Origin of the sequence: Roseomonas sp. CAU 1739 (genome assembly GCF_039839775.1) — a bacterium.
Lineage (GTDB): Bacteria > Pseudomonadota > Alphaproteobacteria > Acetobacterales > Acetobacteraceae > Neoroseomonas.
This window is the reverse complement of record NZ_JBDOQQ010000008.1, coordinates 86,393-104,372: the sequence shown is the minus strand read 5'-3', so window position 1 is coordinate 104,372 and position 17,980 is coordinate 86,393. Positions and strand designations below refer to the sequence as shown.

Annotated in this window: 18 protein-coding genes; 12 read left to right on the top strand and 6 right to left on the bottom strand. The window is 70.3% G+C overall.

Features of this window, described 5'->3' with window-relative positions:
- Position 1 precedes the first annotated feature (1 nt).
- Positions 2 to 976, bottom strand: coding sequence for an RluA family pseudouridine synthase (locus tag AAFN86_RS14740; RefSeq protein ID WP_347544111.1), 975 nt, complete (start codon positions 974 to 976; stop codon positions 2 to 4).
- Between the two features lie 45 nt (positions 977 to 1,021).
- Positions 1,022 to 1,588 carry a hypothetical protein gene (locus tag AAFN86_RS14735; RefSeq protein ID WP_347544110.1) on the bottom strand — a complete coding sequence of 189 codons (567 nt, stop codon included), beginning with the start codon at positions 1,586 to 1,588 and terminating at the stop codon, positions 1,022 to 1,024.
- A 131-nt stretch (positions 1,589 to 1,719) separates the two neighbouring features.
- On the opposite strand from AAFN86_RS14735, the gene AAFN86_RS14730 reads away from it, so the two are divergent.
- From AAFN86_RS14730 to AAFN86_RS14720, 3 genes are all read left to right on the top strand, one after another.
- Entirely contained in the window at positions 1,720 to 2,829 is a 1,110-nt protein-coding gene (locus AAFN86_RS14730; protein ID WP_347544109.1) for a 4-oxalomesaconate tautomerase, read from the top strand.
- A gap of 298 nt (positions 2,830 to 3,127) precedes the next feature.
- Positions 3,128 to 3,790: a hypothetical protein gene (locus tag AAFN86_RS14725; RefSeq protein WP_347544108.1), complete on the top strand. Its 663-nt coding sequence runs from the start codon at positions 3,128 to 3,130 to the stop codon at positions 3,788 to 3,790.
- An 85-nt stretch (positions 3,791 to 3,875) separates the two neighbouring features.
- Positions 3,876 to 4,535 (top strand): hypothetical protein, encoded by a 660-nt coding sequence (locus AAFN86_RS14720; protein WP_347544107.1) that lies wholly within the window; start codon positions 3,876 to 3,878, stop codon positions 4,533 to 4,535.
- Here AAFN86_RS14720 and AAFN86_RS14715 read toward each other — a convergent pair whose 3' ends face one another.
- Entirely contained in the window at positions 4,536 to 5,873 is a 1,338-nt protein-coding gene (locus AAFN86_RS14715) for a replication-associated recombination protein A (RefSeq protein WP_347544106.1), read from the bottom strand. It abuts the gene before it with no gap.
- Positions 5,874 to 5,937: 64 nt separating this feature from the next.
- Between AAFN86_RS14715 and AAFN86_RS14710 the strand changes: the two genes are divergently transcribed.
- The 4 genes from AAFN86_RS14710 to AAFN86_RS14695 all read left to right on the top strand — a co-directional run bounded on the left by AAFN86_RS14710 (position 5,938) and on the right by AAFN86_RS14695 (position 9,272).
- On the top strand, positions 5,938 to 6,498 hold the full coding sequence (locus AAFN86_RS14710; RefSeq protein WP_347544105.1) for a hypothetical protein: 561 nt from the start codon (positions 5,938 to 5,940) through the stop codon (positions 6,496 to 6,498).
- A gap of 36 nt (positions 6,499 to 6,534) precedes the next feature.
- On the top strand, positions 6,535 to 7,479 hold the full coding sequence (locus tag AAFN86_RS14705; RefSeq protein WP_347544104.1) for a tripartite tricarboxylate transporter substrate-binding protein: 945 nt from the start codon (positions 6,535 to 6,537) through the stop codon (positions 7,477 to 7,479).
- 44 nt (positions 7,480 to 7,523) lie between these two features.
- Positions 7,524 to 8,483, top strand: a complete 960-nt coding sequence (locus AAFN86_RS14700; protein ID WP_347544103.1) for a tripartite tricarboxylate transporter substrate-binding protein — start codon at positions 7,524 to 7,526, stop codon at positions 8,481 to 8,483.
- Positions 8,484 to 8,579: 96 nt separating this feature from the next.
- Positions 8,580 to 9,272 (top strand): CBS domain-containing protein, encoded by a 693-nt coding sequence (locus tag AAFN86_RS14695; protein WP_347544102.1) that lies wholly within the window; start codon positions 8,580 to 8,582, stop codon positions 9,270 to 9,272.
- A gap of 170 nt (positions 9,273 to 9,442) precedes the next feature.
- On the opposite strand, the gene AAFN86_RS14690 is transcribed toward AAFN86_RS14695, so the two are convergent.
- Both AAFN86_RS14690 and AAFN86_RS14685 read right to left on the bottom strand, forming a co-directional pair.
- Positions 9,443 to 10,408: a tripartite tricarboxylate transporter substrate binding protein gene (locus AAFN86_RS14690; RefSeq protein ID WP_347544101.1), complete on the bottom strand. Its 966-nt coding sequence runs from the start codon at positions 10,406 to 10,408 to the stop codon at positions 9,443 to 9,445.
- 11 nt (positions 10,409 to 10,419) lie between these two features.
- Entirely contained in the window at positions 10,420 to 11,418 is a 999-nt protein-coding gene (locus tag AAFN86_RS14685) for a tripartite tricarboxylate transporter substrate binding protein (RefSeq protein WP_347544100.1), read from the bottom strand.
- A 168-nt stretch (positions 11,419 to 11,586) separates the two neighbouring features.
- On the opposite strand from AAFN86_RS14685, the gene lpdA reads away from it, so the two are divergent.
- Positions 11,587 to 12,978 (top strand): dihydrolipoyl dehydrogenase, encoded by a 1,392-nt coding sequence (gene lpdA, locus AAFN86_RS14680; protein WP_347544099.1) that lies wholly within the window; start codon positions 11,587 to 11,589, stop codon positions 12,976 to 12,978.
- A 119-nt stretch (positions 12,979 to 13,097) separates the two neighbouring features.
- Positions 13,098 to 13,580: a GNAT family N-acetyltransferase gene (locus AAFN86_RS14675; RefSeq protein ID WP_347544098.1), complete on the top strand. Its 483-nt coding sequence runs from the start codon at positions 13,098 to 13,100 to the stop codon at positions 13,578 to 13,580.
- A 221-nt stretch (positions 13,581 to 13,801) separates the two neighbouring features.
- Here the strand turns inward: AAFN86_RS14675 and AAFN86_RS14670 are convergent, their stop codons facing one another.
- Positions 13,802 to 15,145: a PLP-dependent aminotransferase family protein gene (locus tag AAFN86_RS14670; RefSeq protein WP_347544097.1), complete on the bottom strand. Its 1,344-nt coding sequence runs from the start codon at positions 15,143 to 15,145 to the stop codon at positions 13,802 to 13,804.
- 83 nt (positions 15,146 to 15,228) lie between these two features.
- Here AAFN86_RS14670 and AAFN86_RS14665 point away from each other — a divergent pair, with 83 nt between their 5' ends.
- From AAFN86_RS14665 to AAFN86_RS14655, 3 genes are read left to right on the top strand one after another with little or no spacing between them, the layout of a single operon-like run.
- A complete protein-coding gene (locus AAFN86_RS14665; RefSeq protein ID WP_347544096.1) occupies positions 15,229 to 16,494 on the top strand; it encodes an aminotransferase class I/II-fold pyridoxal phosphate-dependent enzyme in 1,266 nt (421 codons plus the stop codon).
- Complete coding sequence (locus AAFN86_RS14660) at positions 16,491 to 17,108, top strand: glutathione S-transferase family protein (RefSeq protein WP_347544095.1); 618 nt, start codon at positions 16,491 to 16,493, stop codon at positions 17,106 to 17,108. Before AAFN86_RS14665 ends, AAFN86_RS14660 begins: the two co-directional genes overlap by 4 nt.
- A 16-nt stretch (positions 17,109 to 17,124) precedes the next feature.
- Entirely contained in the window at positions 17,125 to 17,964 is an 840-nt protein-coding gene (locus AAFN86_RS14655; RefSeq protein ID WP_347544094.1) for a PhzF family phenazine biosynthesis protein, read from the top strand.
- Positions 17,965 to 17,980 lie beyond the last annotated feature (16 nt).

Genomic DNA, 17,980 nt, shown 5'->3' with positions numbered 1-17,980 from the left:
CTCAGCGGACCCGCTTGCAGGCCGGGGTGCGCGGCTTGTCGAAGCCGAGGAAGGTGAAGGTGTCTTTCATGTGCGGCGGCAGCGGGGCCGCGAGTTCCAGGAAGCCGCCTTCGGGGTGCGGCAGGCGCAGGGCGCGGGCATGCAGGTGGAGCGTGCGGTCGCCGAAGCCGTCGGGATGCGCGGCGGCACCGCCATACTTGCCGTCGCCCAGGATCGGGCAGGTCAGCGCCGAGGCGCAGTGGACGCGCAGCTGGTGGGTGCGCCCGGTCAGCGGCGTCAGTTCCAGCCAGGCGGCCTTCTTCTGCGCGGTGTCGATGGTGCGGTACAGCGTGACGGCGTGCGTGGCGTCCTTCGCATCGGACGGCACGATGCGTTCGCCATGCCCGCCGACATGCTTGGCGAGCGGCATGCTGATCCGCCCTTCCAGCGGATGCGGCCGGCCGACCACGATCGCCCAATAGGTCTTCTGCATGTCGCGCCCGCGGAAGGCGGAAGCGAGCCTGGACGCCGCCGCCGGGGTGCGGGCGAGCACCATCACGCCGGTGGTGTCGCGGTCGAGACGATGCACCAGCCGCGGCCGGTCCTCGCTGCCGAAGCGCAGCGCGTCCAGCATGCCGTCGAGATGCTTGGCGATGCCGGGGCCGCCCTGCACCGCCATGCCCTGCGGCTTGTCGATCGCGATGATGCTGTCGTCGCGATAGATCACCAGGCGTTCGAGCGCGCTGGCCTCGCGCGGGTCGACCGGCTTGGGTTCGGCCATCGGAGCCTGGCCCTCGGGCATCGGCGGGACGCGAACGACCTGGCCGGGCAGGATGCGGGTATTGGCGTCCACCCGCTTGCCATCGACGCGGATCTGGCCGGAGCGCAGCATCTTCTGCAGCGCGCCCTGGGTCAGCAGCGGGAAGTAGCGGTGGAACCAGCGGTCGAGGCGGAGTTCGCCGTCGGAGGCTCGGACGGTGCGGTTGGTGACAGGCATGGATGCCAGCATAGCGCCTGGCGGCGCCGCTGGCGCGGGTTGATGTCAGCGTCGCGCGGCGGCGAGCAGGCGGCGCGCTTCCGCGAAATCGGCATCGGCGCCGGGCAGGCCGCTCATGCTGCGGTTCGCGCCCCGCATGGCGTGCAATTCCCAATTGCCGGGATCGGCGGCGATCGCGGCGGTGAGGTCGCGGATCACGGCCTCGTTGTCGCCGCGCAGGACGCTGCGCCGCGCGGCCGGCGAGAGGTCCCCGCGCCACAGGCGCAACGTTGCGCGGAGCAGCAGGGCCTCGCCACCGGCGCCAAGGCTGATGGCCTCGCCGATGTCGGCGAGGGCGGGGTCGAGCGCGGCCGGGGGCAGGCTGCCCTCGGGGTCGGCGGCGCGCTGCGTCTCGCTGCGCTGGAGGGCGAGGGTGAATTGCGCATCGGCCCGCGCCGTGAGGGCCCGTGCGCGGGCCGATGGCGGCAGGGACAGGCGCAGCGCCATCGTGCAGGTCCCGACGCGCGCGGCGGGCGGGCGCGCCTCGTCCGCGCAGGCCTCGAGCGCCGGTTGCGCGCGCGCCGGCAGGGCAGCCAGCATCAGCGCCAGGGCGGCGGGAGCAATGCTTCGCATGGTCCATCCTTCGATGGTGGGTGCCTGCCGGCGAGGATGGTCGCCCCCCGCATCCCGTGCCATGAATCAGGTCACACCACGCCGCAGCCTGCAAAACCGCGGCCAGCGAAGACGCGGAGAACCGCACAGCGATGACCACCCAGACCGCCATCCCCTGCACCCTGATGCGCGGCGGCACCAGCCGTGGCCCATATTTCCTTGCCTCCGACCTGCCCGACAGTCGCGAGGGCATCGCGCAGGTGCTGCTCGCCGCCATGGGTAGCCCCGATGCGCGGCAGATCGACGGGCTGGGGGGGGCGACGACGCTGACCAGCAAGGTCTGCATCGTCTCCCCGGCCGCTTCTGGGGAAAAGCAGCAGGTCGACTACCTGTTCGCGCAGGTTTCGGTGGACAAGGCCTTCGTCGATTTCGGCCCGACCTGCGGCAACATGCTGGCGGGCATCGGCCCCTTCGCCATCGAGAAGGGGCTGGTGCCGGCGCAAGCGGGCGAGACATCGGTGCTGATCCGCGCGGTGAACACCGGGGCGCTCATCGAATCCGTGGTGCAGACCCCGGGCGGGCGGGTGACCTATGACGGCGGCACCGCGATCGCCGGCGTACCGGGCACCGCGGCACCCATCGTGCTGAACTTCGCCGATGCGGTGGGGGGTGCGACGGGCAGCCTGATGCCCACCGGCAACGCCCGCGACATGATCGAGGGCGTGGAGGTCACCTGCCTCGATGTCTGCATGCCGGTGGTGATCGCGCGCGCGGCCGACCTCGGGAAGACGGCGCGTGAATCGGCGAAGGAACTGGACGCCGACAAGGATTTCATGGCGCGCATCGAGCGCATCCGCCGCGCCGCCTCGCTCGCGATGGGCATGGGCGATGCCGAGGGCAAGGTCATGCCGAAATTCGCCATCGTCGCCGAGCCGGCCGGGGGCGCGGGCATCGCCGCGCGCTACTTCACGCCGCTCGCCTGCCATGAGGCGATGGCCGTAACAGGGGGCATCTGCATCGCCACCGCCTGCATGCTGCCAGGCACGGTGGCGGACGGCCTTGCGCACATCGGTCCGAATGAACGCGAGACCATCGTGCTGGAACACCCGACCGGCCAGATGGAAGCAGTGATCAGCACGCGCCGCACCGGCAATGACGGCGTCGAGGTGCTGGGCGGCGGCACGCTGCGCACCGCCCGCAAGCTGATGGCCGGGGAGGTCTTCATCCCCGCCCGTGTGTGGGGCGCTGGCGTCGGCGCCTGAACGGCCACAGCGGACAGGCCGCGGCGCCGAGCGTGAGCAAGGTCGCGATTCAGGTCACGGCCAGCGCCGCGGTCGCGAGGCTTCATCGCCACCGGGCCCCGGGGAAGCGACGCCCGCGACCAGCGGTTCGATGGCCAGGATCGAGGTTGCGTCGCGCCGCGCCCGCCGCCCGATCCAGCGGCAATGATGACGCTGTGAAGCCTTGCATGGCGTGCGCGCGGCGCCGTCCGGGCCTCGTTGCCGCACCGGGTTACGCAGCCTAATCTGGCGCTCAGCAGGGGGCTAGAGGGGCTACGTGATGGACGTCGAAGGCTATTCCAAGACATTCGCGCTCGACCAGGGCGTGATCTTGAGCAACGACCAGAGCTTTCAGGCGATGTACGGCGCGCCGCTGACCGACGAGAAGCGCAACGGCATCTGCACCGGCCTGTCGATGATCTGGCTGGCGCGCACCATGACCTTTCCCGACGACAACGCGAAGAAGCGCGAGGCCGCGCTGAACGAGGCCGCCTTCATCTGGGGCGGCAAGACGCAGGACCATCACCTCGCCCTCGGCGATCCTGGCGGCAGCATGGAGAACTTCTTCCACCACGCCTATGGCGAGCCGCTGCGCGCCTATTCGCTGGTCATCTCGCCCAACAGCACGGTGGAAGTCGATGTCTCGAGCCTGGCCGGAGCGGCTGCGAATTTCGCGCCGCATGTGAAGGACAAGGGCACCTACCGGCTGTGGAACATCGGGCTGAAGACCGCGACCGGGTCGGCCGGGCACATGGTCGCGTCCTATGCGTCGGGCGGGAAGATGGGCTTCTTCCGGCACCTGTATTTCTTCGACCCCAACATGGGCGAATACAAGGTCGATACCGGCGACGCGGCCAAGTTCGTGGAGGCCTGGCTGAAGGCCTACAACAACAGCTTCCTCGGCGTGCTGTGGCTGGCGTCGTTCGAGGTCGAGTACGGCTGACCGGACGGCCCCGGGGGCCGGGGCTGCGGCATGACGGCCGGCGCGGAGGCGCCGGCGACACAGAACAGGCAGGAGCGGAGATCAGATGGAAGTCGCGGGCTACACCAAGACCTTCTCGATGGACCAGGGTACGGTTCTCAGCAACGACCAGATGTTCCACGCCTTGTTCAACGCGCCGCTGACGGATGGCAAGCGGCAGGGCATCTGCTGCGGCCTGTCCATGGTCTGGGCGGCGCGGCGCATGATGTTCCATGACGAGACGGCCGAGCAGCGCTGTTCCGCGCTGGTCAGCACTGGCGGCTTCCGCTTCGGCGGCCGCAGCCAGGACATTATGATGGCCGCGCCTGACCCGGCGGGCGGCGCGGGCATCGCGGATTATGTCGAGGCGTGGTTCGGCCCGTCGCTGAAGACCTACGTCCTGCGCCCGATCCTGACCACCGTCGCCTTCGGCGCGAACCAGACCGCCGGCGGATTGGCCGGCACCCTTGTCGGCCTGGGCAAGACGGCGGGGACCTACACGCTCTACAGCATGACCTTCACCGACGGGGCGGCGCATATGGTCGCGTCCTATGCGTCGCACGGCACGCTCGGGATGAACCGCCACTTCTATTTCTTCGACCCGAACATGGGTGAGTATCGCATCGGCACCGGCGATGCGGAGAAGTTCCTGACGAAGATGTTCCAGGCCTATGAGCAGAGCTGGACGATCGCCAACGCGCTGGCCTTCGAGGTCGAGCGCGGCTGATCAGCCGCGGCGCTTGCGCCGCAGCGCATCCCACCGCGCCATGCGTTCCCCGATCGCGGCTTCCGCGCCGCGATCGGTCGGACGATAGAAGGATTGCCGGCGCATCTCCTCGGGGAAGTAGTCCTGTCCCGAGAAGGCTTCATCGGCGTCGTGGTCGTATTCGTAGCCGGTGCCGTAGCCGATTTCCTTCATCAGCTTGGTCGGCGCGTTGAGGATGTGCCGCGGCGGCATCAGGCTGCCCGTCTCCTTCGCCGCGCGCATCGCCGCGCCGAAGGCCGCATAGACCGCGTTGGATTTCGGCGCGGTGGCGAGATGCACGACGAGTTGCGCGAGCGCCAGCTCACCCTCCGGCGAGCCGAGGCGTTCATAGGTCTCCCACGCCGCGATCGCGAGCGGCAGGGCGCGCGGGTCGGCCATGCCGACATCCTCGGCGGCGAAGCGTGTCAGGCGGCGGGCGATGAAGCGCGGGTCCTCGCCGCCGGTCAGCATGCGCGCGAACCAGTAGAGCGCAGCATCCGGGTCCGACCCGCGCATCGATTTATGCAGGGCCGAAATCAGGTTGTAGTGTTCCTCGCGATCCTTGTCGTACAGCGCGGCGCGCTTCGCCAGCAGCGTGGACAGCGCGGCGGTGTCGAGCGGTTTCGTACGCGGCGGCAGCGCGAACAACTGCTCCGCCAGGTTCAGCAGGTAGCGCCCATCGCCATCGGCCATGGCGCGCAACGTGCCGCGTGCCTCGGGCTGCAAGGGCAGGGGGCGGGCGGTCTCCTCCTCCGCGCGCGTCAGCAGCAGGTCCAGCGCGGCATCGTCCAGCCGCTTCAGCACCATGACCTGGCAGCGCGACAGTAGCGCGCCGTTCAGGGCGAAGGATGGGTTTTCCGTGGTGGCGCCGACCAGCGTGACGGTGCCGTCCTCGACCACTGGCAGGAAGCCGTCCTGCTGGGCGCGGTTGAAGCGGTGGATCTCATCGACGAACAGCAGCGTGCCCTGGCCGTTCGACTTGCGCGCGCGGGCCTCGTCGAAGGCGCGTTTGAGGTCGGCAACGCCGGAGAACACGGCGGACAGCGCGGTGAAGCGCAGCCCGGCGGCTTCGGCCAGCAACCGCGCGATGGTCGTCTTGCCGACACCGGGCGGGCCCCAAAGGATCAGCGAGGCGAGCGAGCCGCGGTCGAGCATGCGGGCGATCGCGCCCTGCGTCCCCAGCAACTGCTCCTGGCCTACCACCTCGGCCAGCACGCGCGGCCGCAGCCGGTCGGCGAGGGGGCGTGCAGCGTCGCCCCCGGTCGTGGGTGAGGGGCTTTCGCCGAACAGGTCCGGTGCGTGGGCGGGTGAGCGTGCCATGGCCCGACAATGCGCCTCAATGCCGCGCCTATCCAATGCCGCCGCAGGCGTGCCAGCATCCCGGATGCCCCGATATGCGGCCACCCTTTCGCTGAGCGACCTCGAGCGGTTCCCGTCGCAGGGTTTCTGGTTCGTGGTCAGGCGCGTGGTGTTGCGCGCGGTCAGCGGCCTGGCCCTCGCCCTCGGGTTGATCGTGTGGCCGCTCTCGGGCTTCGCGATCGAGGCACCGAGCGACGGCATGAAGGTGATCCTCCTGATCTTCGCCCTCGTCCTCGCCGGCGGCATTGCGGGTCACTGGGTTCGGATGCGTCGCGGCCTGCGAAGCTTCCGTCACTTCATGGGCGCATCGAATGTGCCCGCGACGGCATCGGTTCCTGCCACGATCGTCACCGACGATGCGGGAGTCGGCTTGGTCATTCCGAAGCCCGGCGAGGCTGGCCCCGATCCGGCCCATGTGCGGGCATGGATGGACGTGACCGAGGTCTTGGACACACGTGACTTCATCGTCATCCTGACCGAACCGCCGAAGGTGCCGCTGCTACTGCCCAAGAGCGGGCTCTCGCCGCAGGACGTCAACGCGCTCCGCGCCGAGATCGCCGCCCGCCGCGCAGCAACCGCATCGTAACTTGACGCTGGCGGCCTGCGGCGCGACGGAACGCCCATGTTCCGCCGCACCCTGCTCGCCCTGCCGCTCGCCACCCCGGCCCTGGCCCAGGACCGCCCGGTGCGCCTGGTCATCGCCTTTCCGCCCGGCGGATCCACCGACATCCTCGGCCGGCTGATCGCCCCGCGCATGAGCGAGATCCTCGCCACCCTGGTCATGCCGGAAAACCGGTCCGGTGCCTCCGGCGCGGTGGGCGCGGGCTTCGTCGCGCAAGCCGCGCCGGACGGCGCCACGCTTCTGCTCGATTCCGGCGGGCAGACGGTCAATCCCTTCCTGATGCGCGGCCTGTCCTTCGACTATGTGCGCGACCTCGCGCCGGTGACACTGCTCGCCACCCTGCCGCTGCTGCTGGTGGTGCGCGCGGAATTCGGCCCGGCGACGCTGCCGGAATTGCTCGCCCGGCTGCGCGAGGACCCCGCCCAGGCACGGTATGGCAGCGTCGGCGTGGGCGCGCGCACGCATCTCGCCATGGCGCAGTTGCTGCGGCGCGCGGGCATTCGCGGCGAGCACATCCCCTATCGCGGCGGTGCCGACCAGATCGCCGGGCTGCTGCGCGGCGATGTGCCGATGGGCTTCACCTCGGTTGCACTTGCCGCGCCGCTGCTGCGTGACGGACGACTGCGAGCCGTCGCCATCTCCTCGGCGGCGCGCAGCGCGGTGTTCCCCGATGTGCCGACCGTCGCCGAGCAGGGCTTCGCGGCATTCGCCATGGGCGACTGGCTCGGCCTGCTCGCCCCCGCCGGCACGCCGGCGCCCATCGTCGTGCGCATCGCCGCGGCGGCGGCCGATGCGGTGAACCAGGCGGCGCTGCGCCCGCGCCTCGACGATCTCGGCCTGCTGCCCGCCGCGGACGGCCCCGCCGCCTTCGCCCGCTTCCTCGCCGATGAGCGCGCCCAGATGCAGGCGCTGATCCAGGGCGAGGGCATCCGCCTCGACAGCTAGCCCGCCGCCGGGCAAGCATCCCCCGATACCGGGAGGACAATCACATGCTGCGCCGCGCCCTGCTCGCCACCGCCATCGCCACGCCCGCCGTCGCACAGGCCCCGTGGGCGCCGGCGCGGCCGATCCGGCTGATCGCGCCCTATCCGCCCGGCGGCGGCGTGGACACCACCTCCCGCCTGTTGTCGGTGCCGATGGGCGCCTTCCTTGGCCAGCCGGTGGTGGTGGAGAACCGCGGCGGCGCCGGTGGGTCGATCGGCGCGGGGGAACTGGCACGCAGCGCGCCCGACGGCCAGACCATCATGATCGACGCCATGGCGCATACGGTGAACCAGTATCTGATCCGCGGCCTGGCCTTCGACTACGCGACGGCTTTCGCGCCGGTCAGCCAGGTGGTGGTCCTGCCGCAGATCCTGGCGGTGAACCCGCGGCATTGCCCGGCGAAGACGGTGCAGGAGTTCGTCGCCTGGGCGCGACCGCGCGCTGCATCGCTGTCCTACGGCTCCTCGGGCAATGCGACGGCGGCGCATCTGGCGGCCGCGCTGTTTCTGAACCGTGCCGGGCTCGAGATGACGCATGTGCCCTATCGCGGCGGCACGCCGGCGCTGCAGGACCTGCTTGGCGGCAATATCGCTTTCGTCTTCGGTACCGTCTCCTCGACGCTGCAACTGGTGCGGGACGGGCAACTGGTGGCGCTGGGCGTGAGCACGGCGCAACGCATCGCGCCGCTGCCGGATGTGCCGACCATCGCCGAACAGGGCTTCGATGGCTTCGAACTGAACGAGTGGAACGGCCTTTACGCCTCCGCCGGCACGCCGGCGCCCATCGTGCAGCGGCTGTACGAAGCGGCGCGCCACGCGCTTGCCGATGCGACGGTGCGCCAGCGGCTGGACACGCTCGGCGCGCTGCCCATCGGCACCGACCCGGCAGTTTTCGCGCGCTACCTGGCCGAACAGCGGGCGCTGATGCAGCGGCTGGTGCACGATGCGCGGATCGAAGTGGGGTAAGGCCGCCCAGGCCCCACGGCGCATTTTCTTGATCCGCGTCAAGGTCCCGAACCGCGACCCGCGCCATCCTGCCCTGACAGAAGACGGAGGAAGTCCATGCGCGCCAGCGACATCATGACCCGCGACCCCGTGACGGTGCCGCCCGAAACCCCGCTCGAGGCGGTGGCGGCGCTGATGGCCGAACGCAGCATCTCCGGCCTGCCGGTGGTCGATGGCGCGGGCGCGCTGGTCGGCCTGGTGACGGATGGCGACCTGATGCGGCGCCTGTCGGCCAAGGAGGACAAGCCCGCCTCCTTCTTCGCCGCGCTGCTCGGCGCCAATGCCGACCAGGCGATCGCCTATGCCCGCGCCCATGGCCGCCTGGTGCGCGACGTGATGAGCACCGACCTCGCCACGGTGGCCGAGGATGCGACGGTCGAGGAGGTCGCCCATATCCTCGAGACCCGGCGCATCCGCCGCGTGCCGGTGGTGCGCGGGGATCTATTGGTGGGCGTCGTCTCCCGCGCCGACCTCCTGCGCGCGGTGATGGCACCGGTGGCCGCGGGTGCGGCCGAGGATGCCTCCGACCCGCGCATCCGCCGCGAATTGTTCGCCCGCATGGCGGCGGAATCCTGGGTCAGCACCCGCTTCGTCTTCCCCACGGTCAAGGACGGCATGGTGACCTTCCACGGCTTCCTGGGGCAGGAGGCAGCGGTGGCGCTGCGCGTGCTCGCCGAGGGGGTGCCCGGGGTGAAGCAGGTGGTGTTCGACACCACGCCGCCGCCCGCCATGATGTTGGGCGTGCCGTGAGGGGGTAGGGGCGGCGGTCGGGCGGAAGGATGGAGGGGCTTTGCCCCTCCAAGCCACCCCACCAAAGGCCAGTGGGCCTTTGGAAACCGATACCTGGCGCTTGGCTGGCCGGACGTCGATGGTCGCCACTCGCGCATTCGGCGCAGGGGGCGGATTTCGGTCCGCCTGCCTCAGTCGATGCTCAGGTTCAGCCGCTTCACCATCCGCTCCTCATAGGCGGCGCGTTCCCGTGCGAAGGCGGTGTAGTCGGCCGGTCCCAGGTATTCGTCCGGCAGGTCGTTGCGCGTCATGAAGTCCTGCACCTGCGGGCTGAACTGCATGCGCTTGAAGGCCTGGTGCAGGAACTCCACCACCTCCGGATCCATCCCCTTTGGCCCGACCACCCCATAAGGCGAGGTGACCGACATGCCGTAGCCCAGGTCGAGCAGCGTCGGCGTGTCGGGGAAGGACCGCAGCCGCGTGCGCGTCCAGACCGCCAGCAGGCGCATCTGGCCCGCTTCGACACCGGGCTGCCAGGAATTCGAATTGGCGATGCAGTCGATGTTCCGGCCCATCAAGGCGGTGATGTTCTCGCTGGTGCCGCGGAACGGCACATGGATCATCTGCATGCCTTCCTTCTCGCACAGCTCCTCCATCGCCAGGTGGTTCGACGTGGCGATGCCCGAGGTGCCGTAGGACAGTTGCCCCGGCCGCGCGCGCGCCGCCGCCCACATGTCGGCCAGCGTGTTCCAGCCGGATTGCGGATGCACGACATGGCCGAAGATGAAGCCTGTCTGCTGCATGATGTAGCTGAAGTCGTTGACCGGATCCCAGGTCGGCCGCCGCGTCAGGAAGGGATGGCGGATCACCGACAGATGATGGTGCGCGACGGTGTAGCCGTCGGGCCGCGTCTGGCTGATCAACTGGATCGCCGCCAGCGTGCCGCGTGCGCCGGGGCGGTTCTCGATGATCAGCGGCTGGCCGAATTCCTGCTGGAACATCTCGGCCTGGATGCGCATGAAGCCATCGAGCGTGCCGCCCGGCGCCCAGGGGATGAGGAAGCGCACGGGGCGGTTGGGAAACCGCCCCTGGCTGAGCGAAGGCCGCGCCAGCAGCGGCAGCGCCGCCCCGGCGAGGAGGATGCGTCGCGCGATCATGGCCGCCGCCCTCAGCCGTCCAGGCTCAGGTTCAGCCGGCGCACCATCGCCTTCTCGTAATCCACGCGTTCGGCGATGAAGGCGCGGTAGGTCCTGGTGTCCTGGTACACCAGCGGCATGTCGAAGCGGTTGCGGACCTCGGTGTTCTCCGGGGTCATCAGCGCCGTCTTCATCACGTCGTGCAGCACGCGCACCACGCCTTCATCCATGCCCTTCGGGCCGCTGACGCCGTAGGGGGAGGTAACGGTCAGGTCGTAGCCGAGTTCGACCAGCGTCGGCACGGTGGGGAAGCGCGCCACGCGCTCGGCGGTCCAGACCGAAAGGGCGCGCATCTGCCCGCTCTCGACGAAGGGCGCCCAGGTGGAGCTGTCGCAGACCATCTCAACCTGGCCGCCGATCACGGCGGTCACCGCCTCGTTCGATCCGCGGAAGGGGACGTGGGTGAGCTGCACGCCCTCCTTCTCCTGGATCGTCTCCATCGCCAGGTGGTTGGTCGTGCCGATGCCGGAGGTCGTGTAGTTCAGCTTGCCCGGATTGGCCCGCGCATAGGCGATCATCTGCTGCCAGGTCTGGAACGGGCTGTCGGCCTTGACGGCACAGCCGAACAGCCAGCCGGTCATGCCGATGATGTGGGTGAAATCCCCCACCGGGTCCCACTGTGGCGTGCGCATCATCCATGGCCGGCGCAGCACCGACAGGTGCATTTGGGTCAGCATGTAGCCATCGGGGCGGCCCTGCTGGGCGACCTGCATCGGGCCGAGGGTGCCACCCGCACCGGGGCGGTTCTGGATCACCACCGGCTGGCCAAGGGTGCGGCTGGCGATGTCGCCGATCGAGCGTAGCTGCACATCGGCCGACCCGCCGGCCGGCCAGGGCACGACCAACTGGATCGGCCGGTCGGGGAAGCGCGCCTGGGCGCGCGCGATGCCCGGCGCGGCCAGCGTCGCCGCACCGGACAGGATGAGCAGGCGGCGGGTCGTGCGCAGGGCACGGGGGTCCCGGTCGATCATGAACTTTCCTCCTTGGGGCGGCACATCTGGCGGTGCCTGCCCATATGGGCGAAAGGATAGGCAAGGCCCGGCGCGCTTCACAGTGCTTTTCCAAGCCTTGATCCCGCCCCGCCGGAGGGGCAGTTTCCGCCCGCCTCAACCGAACCCTGACCGCAGGACCCCCGCTTCATGTCCGAAACATTCGATGTCATCGTCATCGGCGCCGGCCCCGGCGGCTATGTCTGCGCCATCCGCGCAGCCCAACTCGGTCTGAAGGTCGCCTGCGTCGAGAAGCGGGAGACGCTGGGCGGCACCTGCCTCAACATCGGCTGCATCCCGTCCAAGGCGCTGCTGCATTCGTCGGAGGTGTTCGAGGAGACGACGCATCACCTCGCCGAACAGGGTATCATCGTCGGGCAGGTCGGCCTGGACCTGGCGAAGATGCAGGCGCGCAAGGCGGATGTCGTCGGCGCCAACGTCAAGGGCGTCGAGTTCCTGTTCAAGAAGAACAAGGTCACCTGGCTGAAGGGCGAGGGGCGCATCACCGCGCCGGGCGTGGTGAACGTGGCCGGCACCGACTACGCCGCGAAGTCCATCGTCATCGCCACCGGGTCCGTATCCACGCCGCTGAAGGGCGTCGAGGTCGATGAGACACGCATCGTCACCTCGACCGGCGCGCTTGAACTCGCCGAGGTGCCGAAGTCGATGGTGGTGATCGGCGGCGGCGTGATCGGGCTCGAACTGGGGTCCGTCTGGCGCCGCCTCGGTGCCGAGGTGACGGTGATCGAATTCCTCGACGGCATCCTTCCGGGGATGGATGGCGAGGTCCGCAAGCAGTTCGAGCGCATGCTGACCAAGCAGGGCTTCAAGTTCCGCCTGAAGTCGAAGGTGACCAGCGCGGTCGCCGATGCCACCGGCGTGACGCTGAAGGTCGAACCGGCCGCTGGCGGCGATGCCGAGGAACTGCGCGCCGACGTCGTGCTGCTGGCGATCGGTCGGCGGCCCTATGTCGCAGCACTCGGCCTCGACACGCTGGGCGTTGCGCTCGACGAGCGCGGCCGCGTCCAGACCGATGCGCATTTCGCCACCAACATCCCCGGCATCTATGCCATCGGCGACGCCATCACCGGTGCGATGCTCGCCCACAAGGCCGAGGATGAAGGCTACGCGCTGGCGGAAATGCTGGTCGGGCAGAAGCCGCACATCAACTACGATGCGATCCCGGGCGTGGTCTACACATGGCCGGAAGTCGCCGCGGTGGGTGCGACCGAGGAAGCGCTGAAGGCCGCCGGCACCGCCTACAAGGTCGGCAAATTTCCCTTCATGGCGAATGGCCGCGCGAGGGCGATGGGCGCGACGGACGGCTTCGTGAAGATCCTCGCCGACAAGGCGACGGACAAGGTGCTCGGCGCACATATCATCGGGCCGGATGCCGGGACGCTGATCGCGGAGGTCGCGCTGGCGATCGAGTTCGGCGCGAGCGCCGAGGATGTGGCGCGGACCAGCCACGCGCATCCCTCGCTGAACGAGGCGGTGAAGGAAGCCGCGCTCGCTGCCTGGGACAAGGCGGTGCATATCTGAGGACGCACCGGAGGGGCGCTGCCCCTCCGGACCACCCCGCCAGGGGCCAGCGGGCCCCTGGACCGCGGGGATTGGGCGCCGGGCTTGGTGGGCGCGGCGACGCGCCGCATAGTGCGGGCATGGGCACTGCCGCGTTTGACATCAGCGCTGCCGGCACGCGCGACGACATCGCCGCGATCGCTGAACTGTTCCAGGCCTATGCCGCGTCGCTCCCGGTCGATCTGGCCTATCAGGATTTCGCGGCGGAACTCGCGGGGCTGCCTGGCAAATATGTGGCGCCGACAGGCGCGCTGCTGATTGCACGCGACGCAGGCGGCGCGCCGCTTGGCTGCGTTGCCCTGCGACCGATGCAGGCTGCGGGACGCTGCGAGATGAAGCGCCTGTACGTTGCCCCCGCCGGGCGCGGCCTCGGCCTGGGGCGCGCGCTTGTCGAGGCCATCTGCGCCGAAGCCGGTCGCCTCGGCTATCGCGAAATCTGCCTCGACACCCTGCCGACCATGACCGAGGCCATCGCCCTGTATGCCCGCCTGGGCTTCGCCCCGACCGCCCCGTATTACGACACGCCCGTCAGCGGCACCCACTTCCTCGCCCGCGCCTTGTGATCGCGGGGTCCGGGGACCGCGTCCGGTCCCCGGCGGGGCTCGGGGCAGAGCCCCGAGTTTTTTCGTACCCTCAAACGGCAGGCGCGGCCCATCCGGGCCGCTTGCCTTCGCGCCCCGCGCTGATGCGCCCGGGCCAAGGGGTGGTTTGGGCGCGTCCGCGCCTCGCGCTCGTGGATCTCGGCTGGGCCGCGATCCGAGGGTAGCCCCGGCTGACGGCCGCGCTATTCCGAAAGGCTCTCCGGCCCGGCCGCCAGCAACGCCGCGATGACCCGCACGCCGCGTTCCATGGCGTCCATCGACGGAGAGGAAAACGCGATCCGCACCCCGTTCGGCGCATGCCCCGGCTGGGAGGCGAAGGCCGATGATGGCGTTACCGCCACCCCGCGCCGCGCCGCCGCGGTGGTGAAGGCGTCCGAGCGCCAGGGTTCCGGCAGTTCGAGCCACAGATGGTAGGCGCGCGGGTCGCCAAGCAGCGCCTGTCCGACCAATCCTGCCCGCAGCACCGCCTGGCGGGCCTGCGCGTCGATCCGCTTCTGGGCTTCCAAACGGCGCAGCAGCCCGCTCTCCATCCAGGCCGTCGCGGCGGCCAACCCTATCGGCGACGCATGCCAGGCCCCCGCGCGGATCGCCGCCGCCACGCGCCGCCGCAGCGCGGGGGAGGGCGCCGCGATGAAGCCGCTGCTCAACCCCGGTGAGGCGCGCTTGGACATCCCGTCCACCAACAGCACGCGATCCGGGGCCAGGGCGATCAGCGGCGGGATGTCGGTCTCGTCGAGGAAGCCGAAGACGGCGTCCTCGATCAGGATGATGTCCTCGCGCGCGGCCAGCGATGCGAGGGCGCGGCGGCGGGCGAGGCCCATGGTCGCGCCGGTCGGGTTGTGGATGACGGGCTGAAGGTAGATCGCCTTCAGCGGGCCGGCCCGGATCGCGGCGTCCACCGCATCCGGCGTCACCCCTTCGGCATCCATGGCGAGCGGCACCGCGACCAGGCCGAGGCGAGTCACGGCGGCCTTCACCGCGGGGTAGGTCATGGCCTCGATGCCGATGCGATCGCCGGCGGTCGCACAGGCGGCGAGGGTGGCGGCGATGGCCTGGCGGCCGCCGCCGGTGAACAGCAGGTCGTCGGGCGCCGGCGACCAGCCGCCGTGGGCGAGGTGGCGGGCGGCAGCGAGACGTGCGGCCTCGTGGCCGGGTGCGCCGACCGGGCGCATCGCCTCGGCGGCACGGTCGGGCGCAAGGGCGTCGCGCAGGGCTTCGGCGAGCGCTTCGGCCTGGCCGGGCACGGCGGGGAAGTTGAACTCGAAATCGATGACGCCGGGGCGGCCGGGCTCGGCCATGGGCGGCGGCGCCAGGCCGGCGCGGACATAGGTGCCACGCCCGACCTCGCCCGCCACCAGCCCGCGCCGGGCGAGTTCGGCATAGACCCGATTGGCGGTGGAAACCGCGATGCCGCGCCCGTAGGCATACCGCCGCACCGGGTCGAGCCGCGCGCCGGGGCGCAGCCTGCCGGCGGCGATCTCGGCGGCCATGGCATCGGCGAGGCGGCGATAGTCGGTCTCGGGCATATTGATCTCAGGACAATATCGCGATTGATCCGAGGCATTGTGTCGCACAGTTTCGCATCCCTGTCCCGATCGGAGCCGCCGCCGTGTCCGCTATCCTCGCCCCCGCCCCCGAAGTCCTGGCCGCCGAGGCGCGCGCCGCGTACGCCACGCTGCAGAAGGCGGGGCTGAAGCTCGACATGACGCGCGGCAAGCCTTCCGCTGAGCAGTTGGACTTGGCGGAGGGCATGCTCGCCTTGCCGGGCAATCGCGACCACTTCGCCGAGGATGGCCAGGATGTCCGCAACTATGGCGGGCTGCAGGGCCTGCCGGAGGCGCGGCGGCTGTTCGGCGCGATGCTCGGCGTGCCGGCGGACCAGGTGGTGGTCGCGGAGAATTCCTCCCTCGCCATCATGCATGACTGCATCGTCTTGGCGTTGCTGAAGGGTGTCGCGGGCGGTGCAGCGCCGTGGTCGCAGGGCGATGCGGCGTTCATCTGCCCGGTGCCGGGATACGACCGCCATTTCGCGCTCTGCGAGGGCTTCGGCATCCGCATGATCCCGGTGCCGATGCGCGATGATGGCCCGGACATGGATGCCGTCGAGGCCGCCGCCGCCGATCCTGCCGTGAAGGGCATGTGGTGCGTGCCGACCTACTCCAACCCGACAGGGGCGACGTATTCCGAGGCCGTGGCGCGGCGGCTCGCTTCCATGCGCACCGGCGCGGCTGATTTCCGGCTGTTCTGGGACAATGCCTATGCGGTGCATCACCTGACGGACAGCCAGCCGGCGCCGCTCGACATCCTCAGCATGTGCGCGGCGGCGGGGCATGCGGAGCGTGCCTTCATCTTCGCCTCGACCTCAAAGATCACGCTGGCCGGGGCGGGGCTCGCCTTCTTCGGTGGGTCGCCGGCGAATGTGCGGTGGTATCTGGAACAGGCGGGGCGGCGGACGGTCGGGCCGGACAAGCTGAACCAGCTTCGGCACACGCGCTTCCTGCGCGACCTCGACGGGCTGAAGCGGCACATGGCGGGGCATCGGCGGCTGCTGGCGCCGAAGTTCGATGCGACGATCGCGGCGCTGGAACAGCGGCTAGGTGGCCTCGGCGTCGCGCGCTGGCTGCGGCCGGAAGGCGGCTACTTCATCACCGTCGAGATGCTGGAGGGCTCCGCGCGGCGCGTGGTGGAGCTGGCGCGCGGCCTTGGCATCGCGTTGACGCCGGCCGGTGCCACCTGGCCGCAGGGGCGGGACCCCAACGACAACATCCTGCGCCTGGCGCCGAGCTTCCCGACGCTGGCCGACGTCCGCGCGGCGGCCGAGGGCATCGCACTGTGCATGCTGCTCGCGGCGCTGGAGGCGCGCGGCGCCGCGTGACCGAGCCTCTGCGCATCTTCGGCAAGGCGTCGTCGATCAACGTCCGCAAGGTGCTGTGGACCTGTGCCGAGGCGGGCATCGCCTTCACGCGGGAGGATGTCGGCAGCGTCGCTGCACCCGAATTCCTGGCGATGAACCCGAACGGGCTGGTGCCGGTCATCGCCGTGCCGAACGGCGTCCTGTGGGAGTCGAACACCATCTGCCGCTACCTCGCCGCCAGTGCCGGGCGTGACGACCTGCTGCCGCGCGACCCGCTGGCCCGCGCGCGGGTCGAGATGTGGATGGACTGGCAGGCGACGGAACTGAACACCGCCTGGCGGCCCGCTTTCATGGCGCTGCTGCGCGATGACCGGACAGTGACGCCGGCGCAGGTCGCCGCCAGCGCCGCCGCCTGGAACGCGAAGATGGCGCTGCTCGACGCGCAACTCGCACGGTCCGGCGCCTTTGTTGCCGGCGACACCTTCACTCTCGCCGACATCGTTATCGGCCTGTCGGTCAATCGCTGGCTGATGACGCCGATCGACCGGCCATCGCTGCCCGCCGTGGCCGCCTACGCCGACCGGCTGGCAACACGGCCGGGCTATCGCACGCATGGCCGCAACGGCCTGCCCTGAACGACGAGGACACAGCATGCCCCGCTTTGCCTTCCAGCAGGTCGATGTCTTCTGCTCGGTGCCCCTCAAGGGCAATCCGGTTGCCGTGGTGCTGGGTGCCGATGGGCTGACGGATGACCAGATGGCCGCCTTCGCCAATTGGACCAACCTCAGCGAGACCACCTTCATCCTGCGCCCGACCGACCCTGCGGCCGATTATCGCCTGCGCATCTTCACCCCCGCGCGGGAATTGCCCTTCGCCGGGCACCCGACGCTCGGGTCCTGCCATGCCTGGCTGGCCGCGGGCGGCGTGCCGAAGGGGGCGGAGGTCATGCAGGAATGCGCTGTCGGCCTCGTGCCGATCCGGCGCGGGCAGGGCGGCCTCGCCTTCGCCGCGCCGCCGCTGGTGCGTTCGGGCCCCGTCGCACCCGACCTGCTGGACCGCATCCGCACGGGCCTCGGCCTGCCCACGGAAGCGATCACCAATGCGCATTGGGTGGATAACGGACCCGGCTGGGTGGCCGTGAAGCTGCGGTCGCGTGCCGATGTGCTGGCGGCGGTGCCGGACTATGCGGCGCTGGGGCGGCTGACGCTCGGGCTGGTCGGGCCATGGGACCCGGCCAAGGACGGCACGGACGCGCAGTTCGAATTGCGCGCCTTCGTCTGCGCCGAAGGGTATGAGGACCCGGTCACCGGCAGCCTGAATGCGTCGGTCGCGCAATGGCTGATCGGCACGGGGCAGGCGCCGGAGGCCTATGTGGCGCGCCAGGGCACCGCGCTCGGCCGCGCCGGGCGGATCGACCTGCGCCGGCAGGACGGGGCGATCTGGGTCGGCGGGGCCACCGTGACCTGCATCGAGGGCAGCGTCTTGCTGTGACGTGGCGGTGGTCCGG

Bases quoted from the DNA above. Each gene is read 5' to 3' on its own strand.
- AAFN86_RS14705 (WP_347544104.1), top strand. From the start codon at position 6,535: ATGTTCCGCCGCACCCTGCTCGCCCTGCCGCTCGCCACCCCGGCCCTG.
- AAFN86_RS14740 (WP_347544111.1), bottom strand. From the start codon at position 976: ATGCCTGTCACCAACCGCACCGTCCGAGCCTCCGACGGCGAACTCCGC.
- AAFN86_RS14700 (WP_347544103.1), top strand. From the start codon at position 7,524: ATGCTGCGCCGCGCCCTGCTCGCCACCGCCATCGCCACGCCCGCCGTC.
- AAFN86_RS14715 (WP_347544106.1), bottom strand. From the start codon at position 5,873: ATGGCACGCTCACCCGCCCACGCACCGGACCTGTTCGGCGAAAGCCCC.
- AAFN86_RS14725 (WP_347544108.1), top strand. From the start codon at position 3,128: ATGGACGTCGAAGGCTATTCCAAGACATTCGCGCTCGACCAGGGCGTG.
- AAFN86_RS14655 (WP_347544094.1), top strand. From the start codon at position 17,125: ATGCCCCGCTTTGCCTTCCAGCAGGTCGATGTCTTCTGCTCGGTGCCC.
- AAFN86_RS14730 (WP_347544109.1), top strand. From the start codon at position 1,720: ATGACCACCCAGACCGCCATCCCCTGCACCCTGATGCGCGGCGGCACC.
- AAFN86_RS14675 (WP_347544098.1), top strand. From the start codon at position 13,098: ATGGGCACTGCCGCGTTTGACATCAGCGCTGCCGGCACGCGCGACGAC.
- AAFN86_RS14685 (WP_347544100.1), bottom strand. From the start codon at position 11,418: ATGATCGACCGGGACCCCCGTGCCCTGCGCACGACCCGCCGCCTGCTC.
- AAFN86_RS14735 (WP_347544110.1), bottom strand. From the start codon at position 1,588: ATGCGAAGCATTGCTCCCGCCGCCCTGGCGCTGATGCTGGCTGCCCTG.
- AAFN86_RS14720 (WP_347544107.1), top strand. From the start codon at position 3,876: ATGGAAGTCGCGGGCTACACCAAGACCTTCTCGATGGACCAGGGTACG.
- AAFN86_RS14695 (WP_347544102.1), top strand. From the start codon at position 8,580: ATGCGCGCCAGCGACATCATGACCCGCGACCCCGTGACGGTGCCGCCC.
- AAFN86_RS14710 (WP_347544105.1), top strand. From the start codon at position 5,938: ATGCCCCGATATGCGGCCACCCTTTCGCTGAGCGACCTCGAGCGGTTC.
- AAFN86_RS14690 (WP_347544101.1), bottom strand. From the start codon at position 10,408: ATGATCGCGCGACGCATCCTCCTCGCCGGGGCGGCGCTGCCGCTGCTG.
- lpdA (WP_347544099.1), top strand. From the start codon at position 11,587: ATGTCCGAAACATTCGATGTCATCGTCATCGGCGCCGGCCCCGGCGGC.
- AAFN86_RS14670 (WP_347544097.1), bottom strand. From the start codon at position 15,145: ATGCCCGAGACCGACTATCGCCGCCTCGCCGATGCCATGGCCGCCGAG.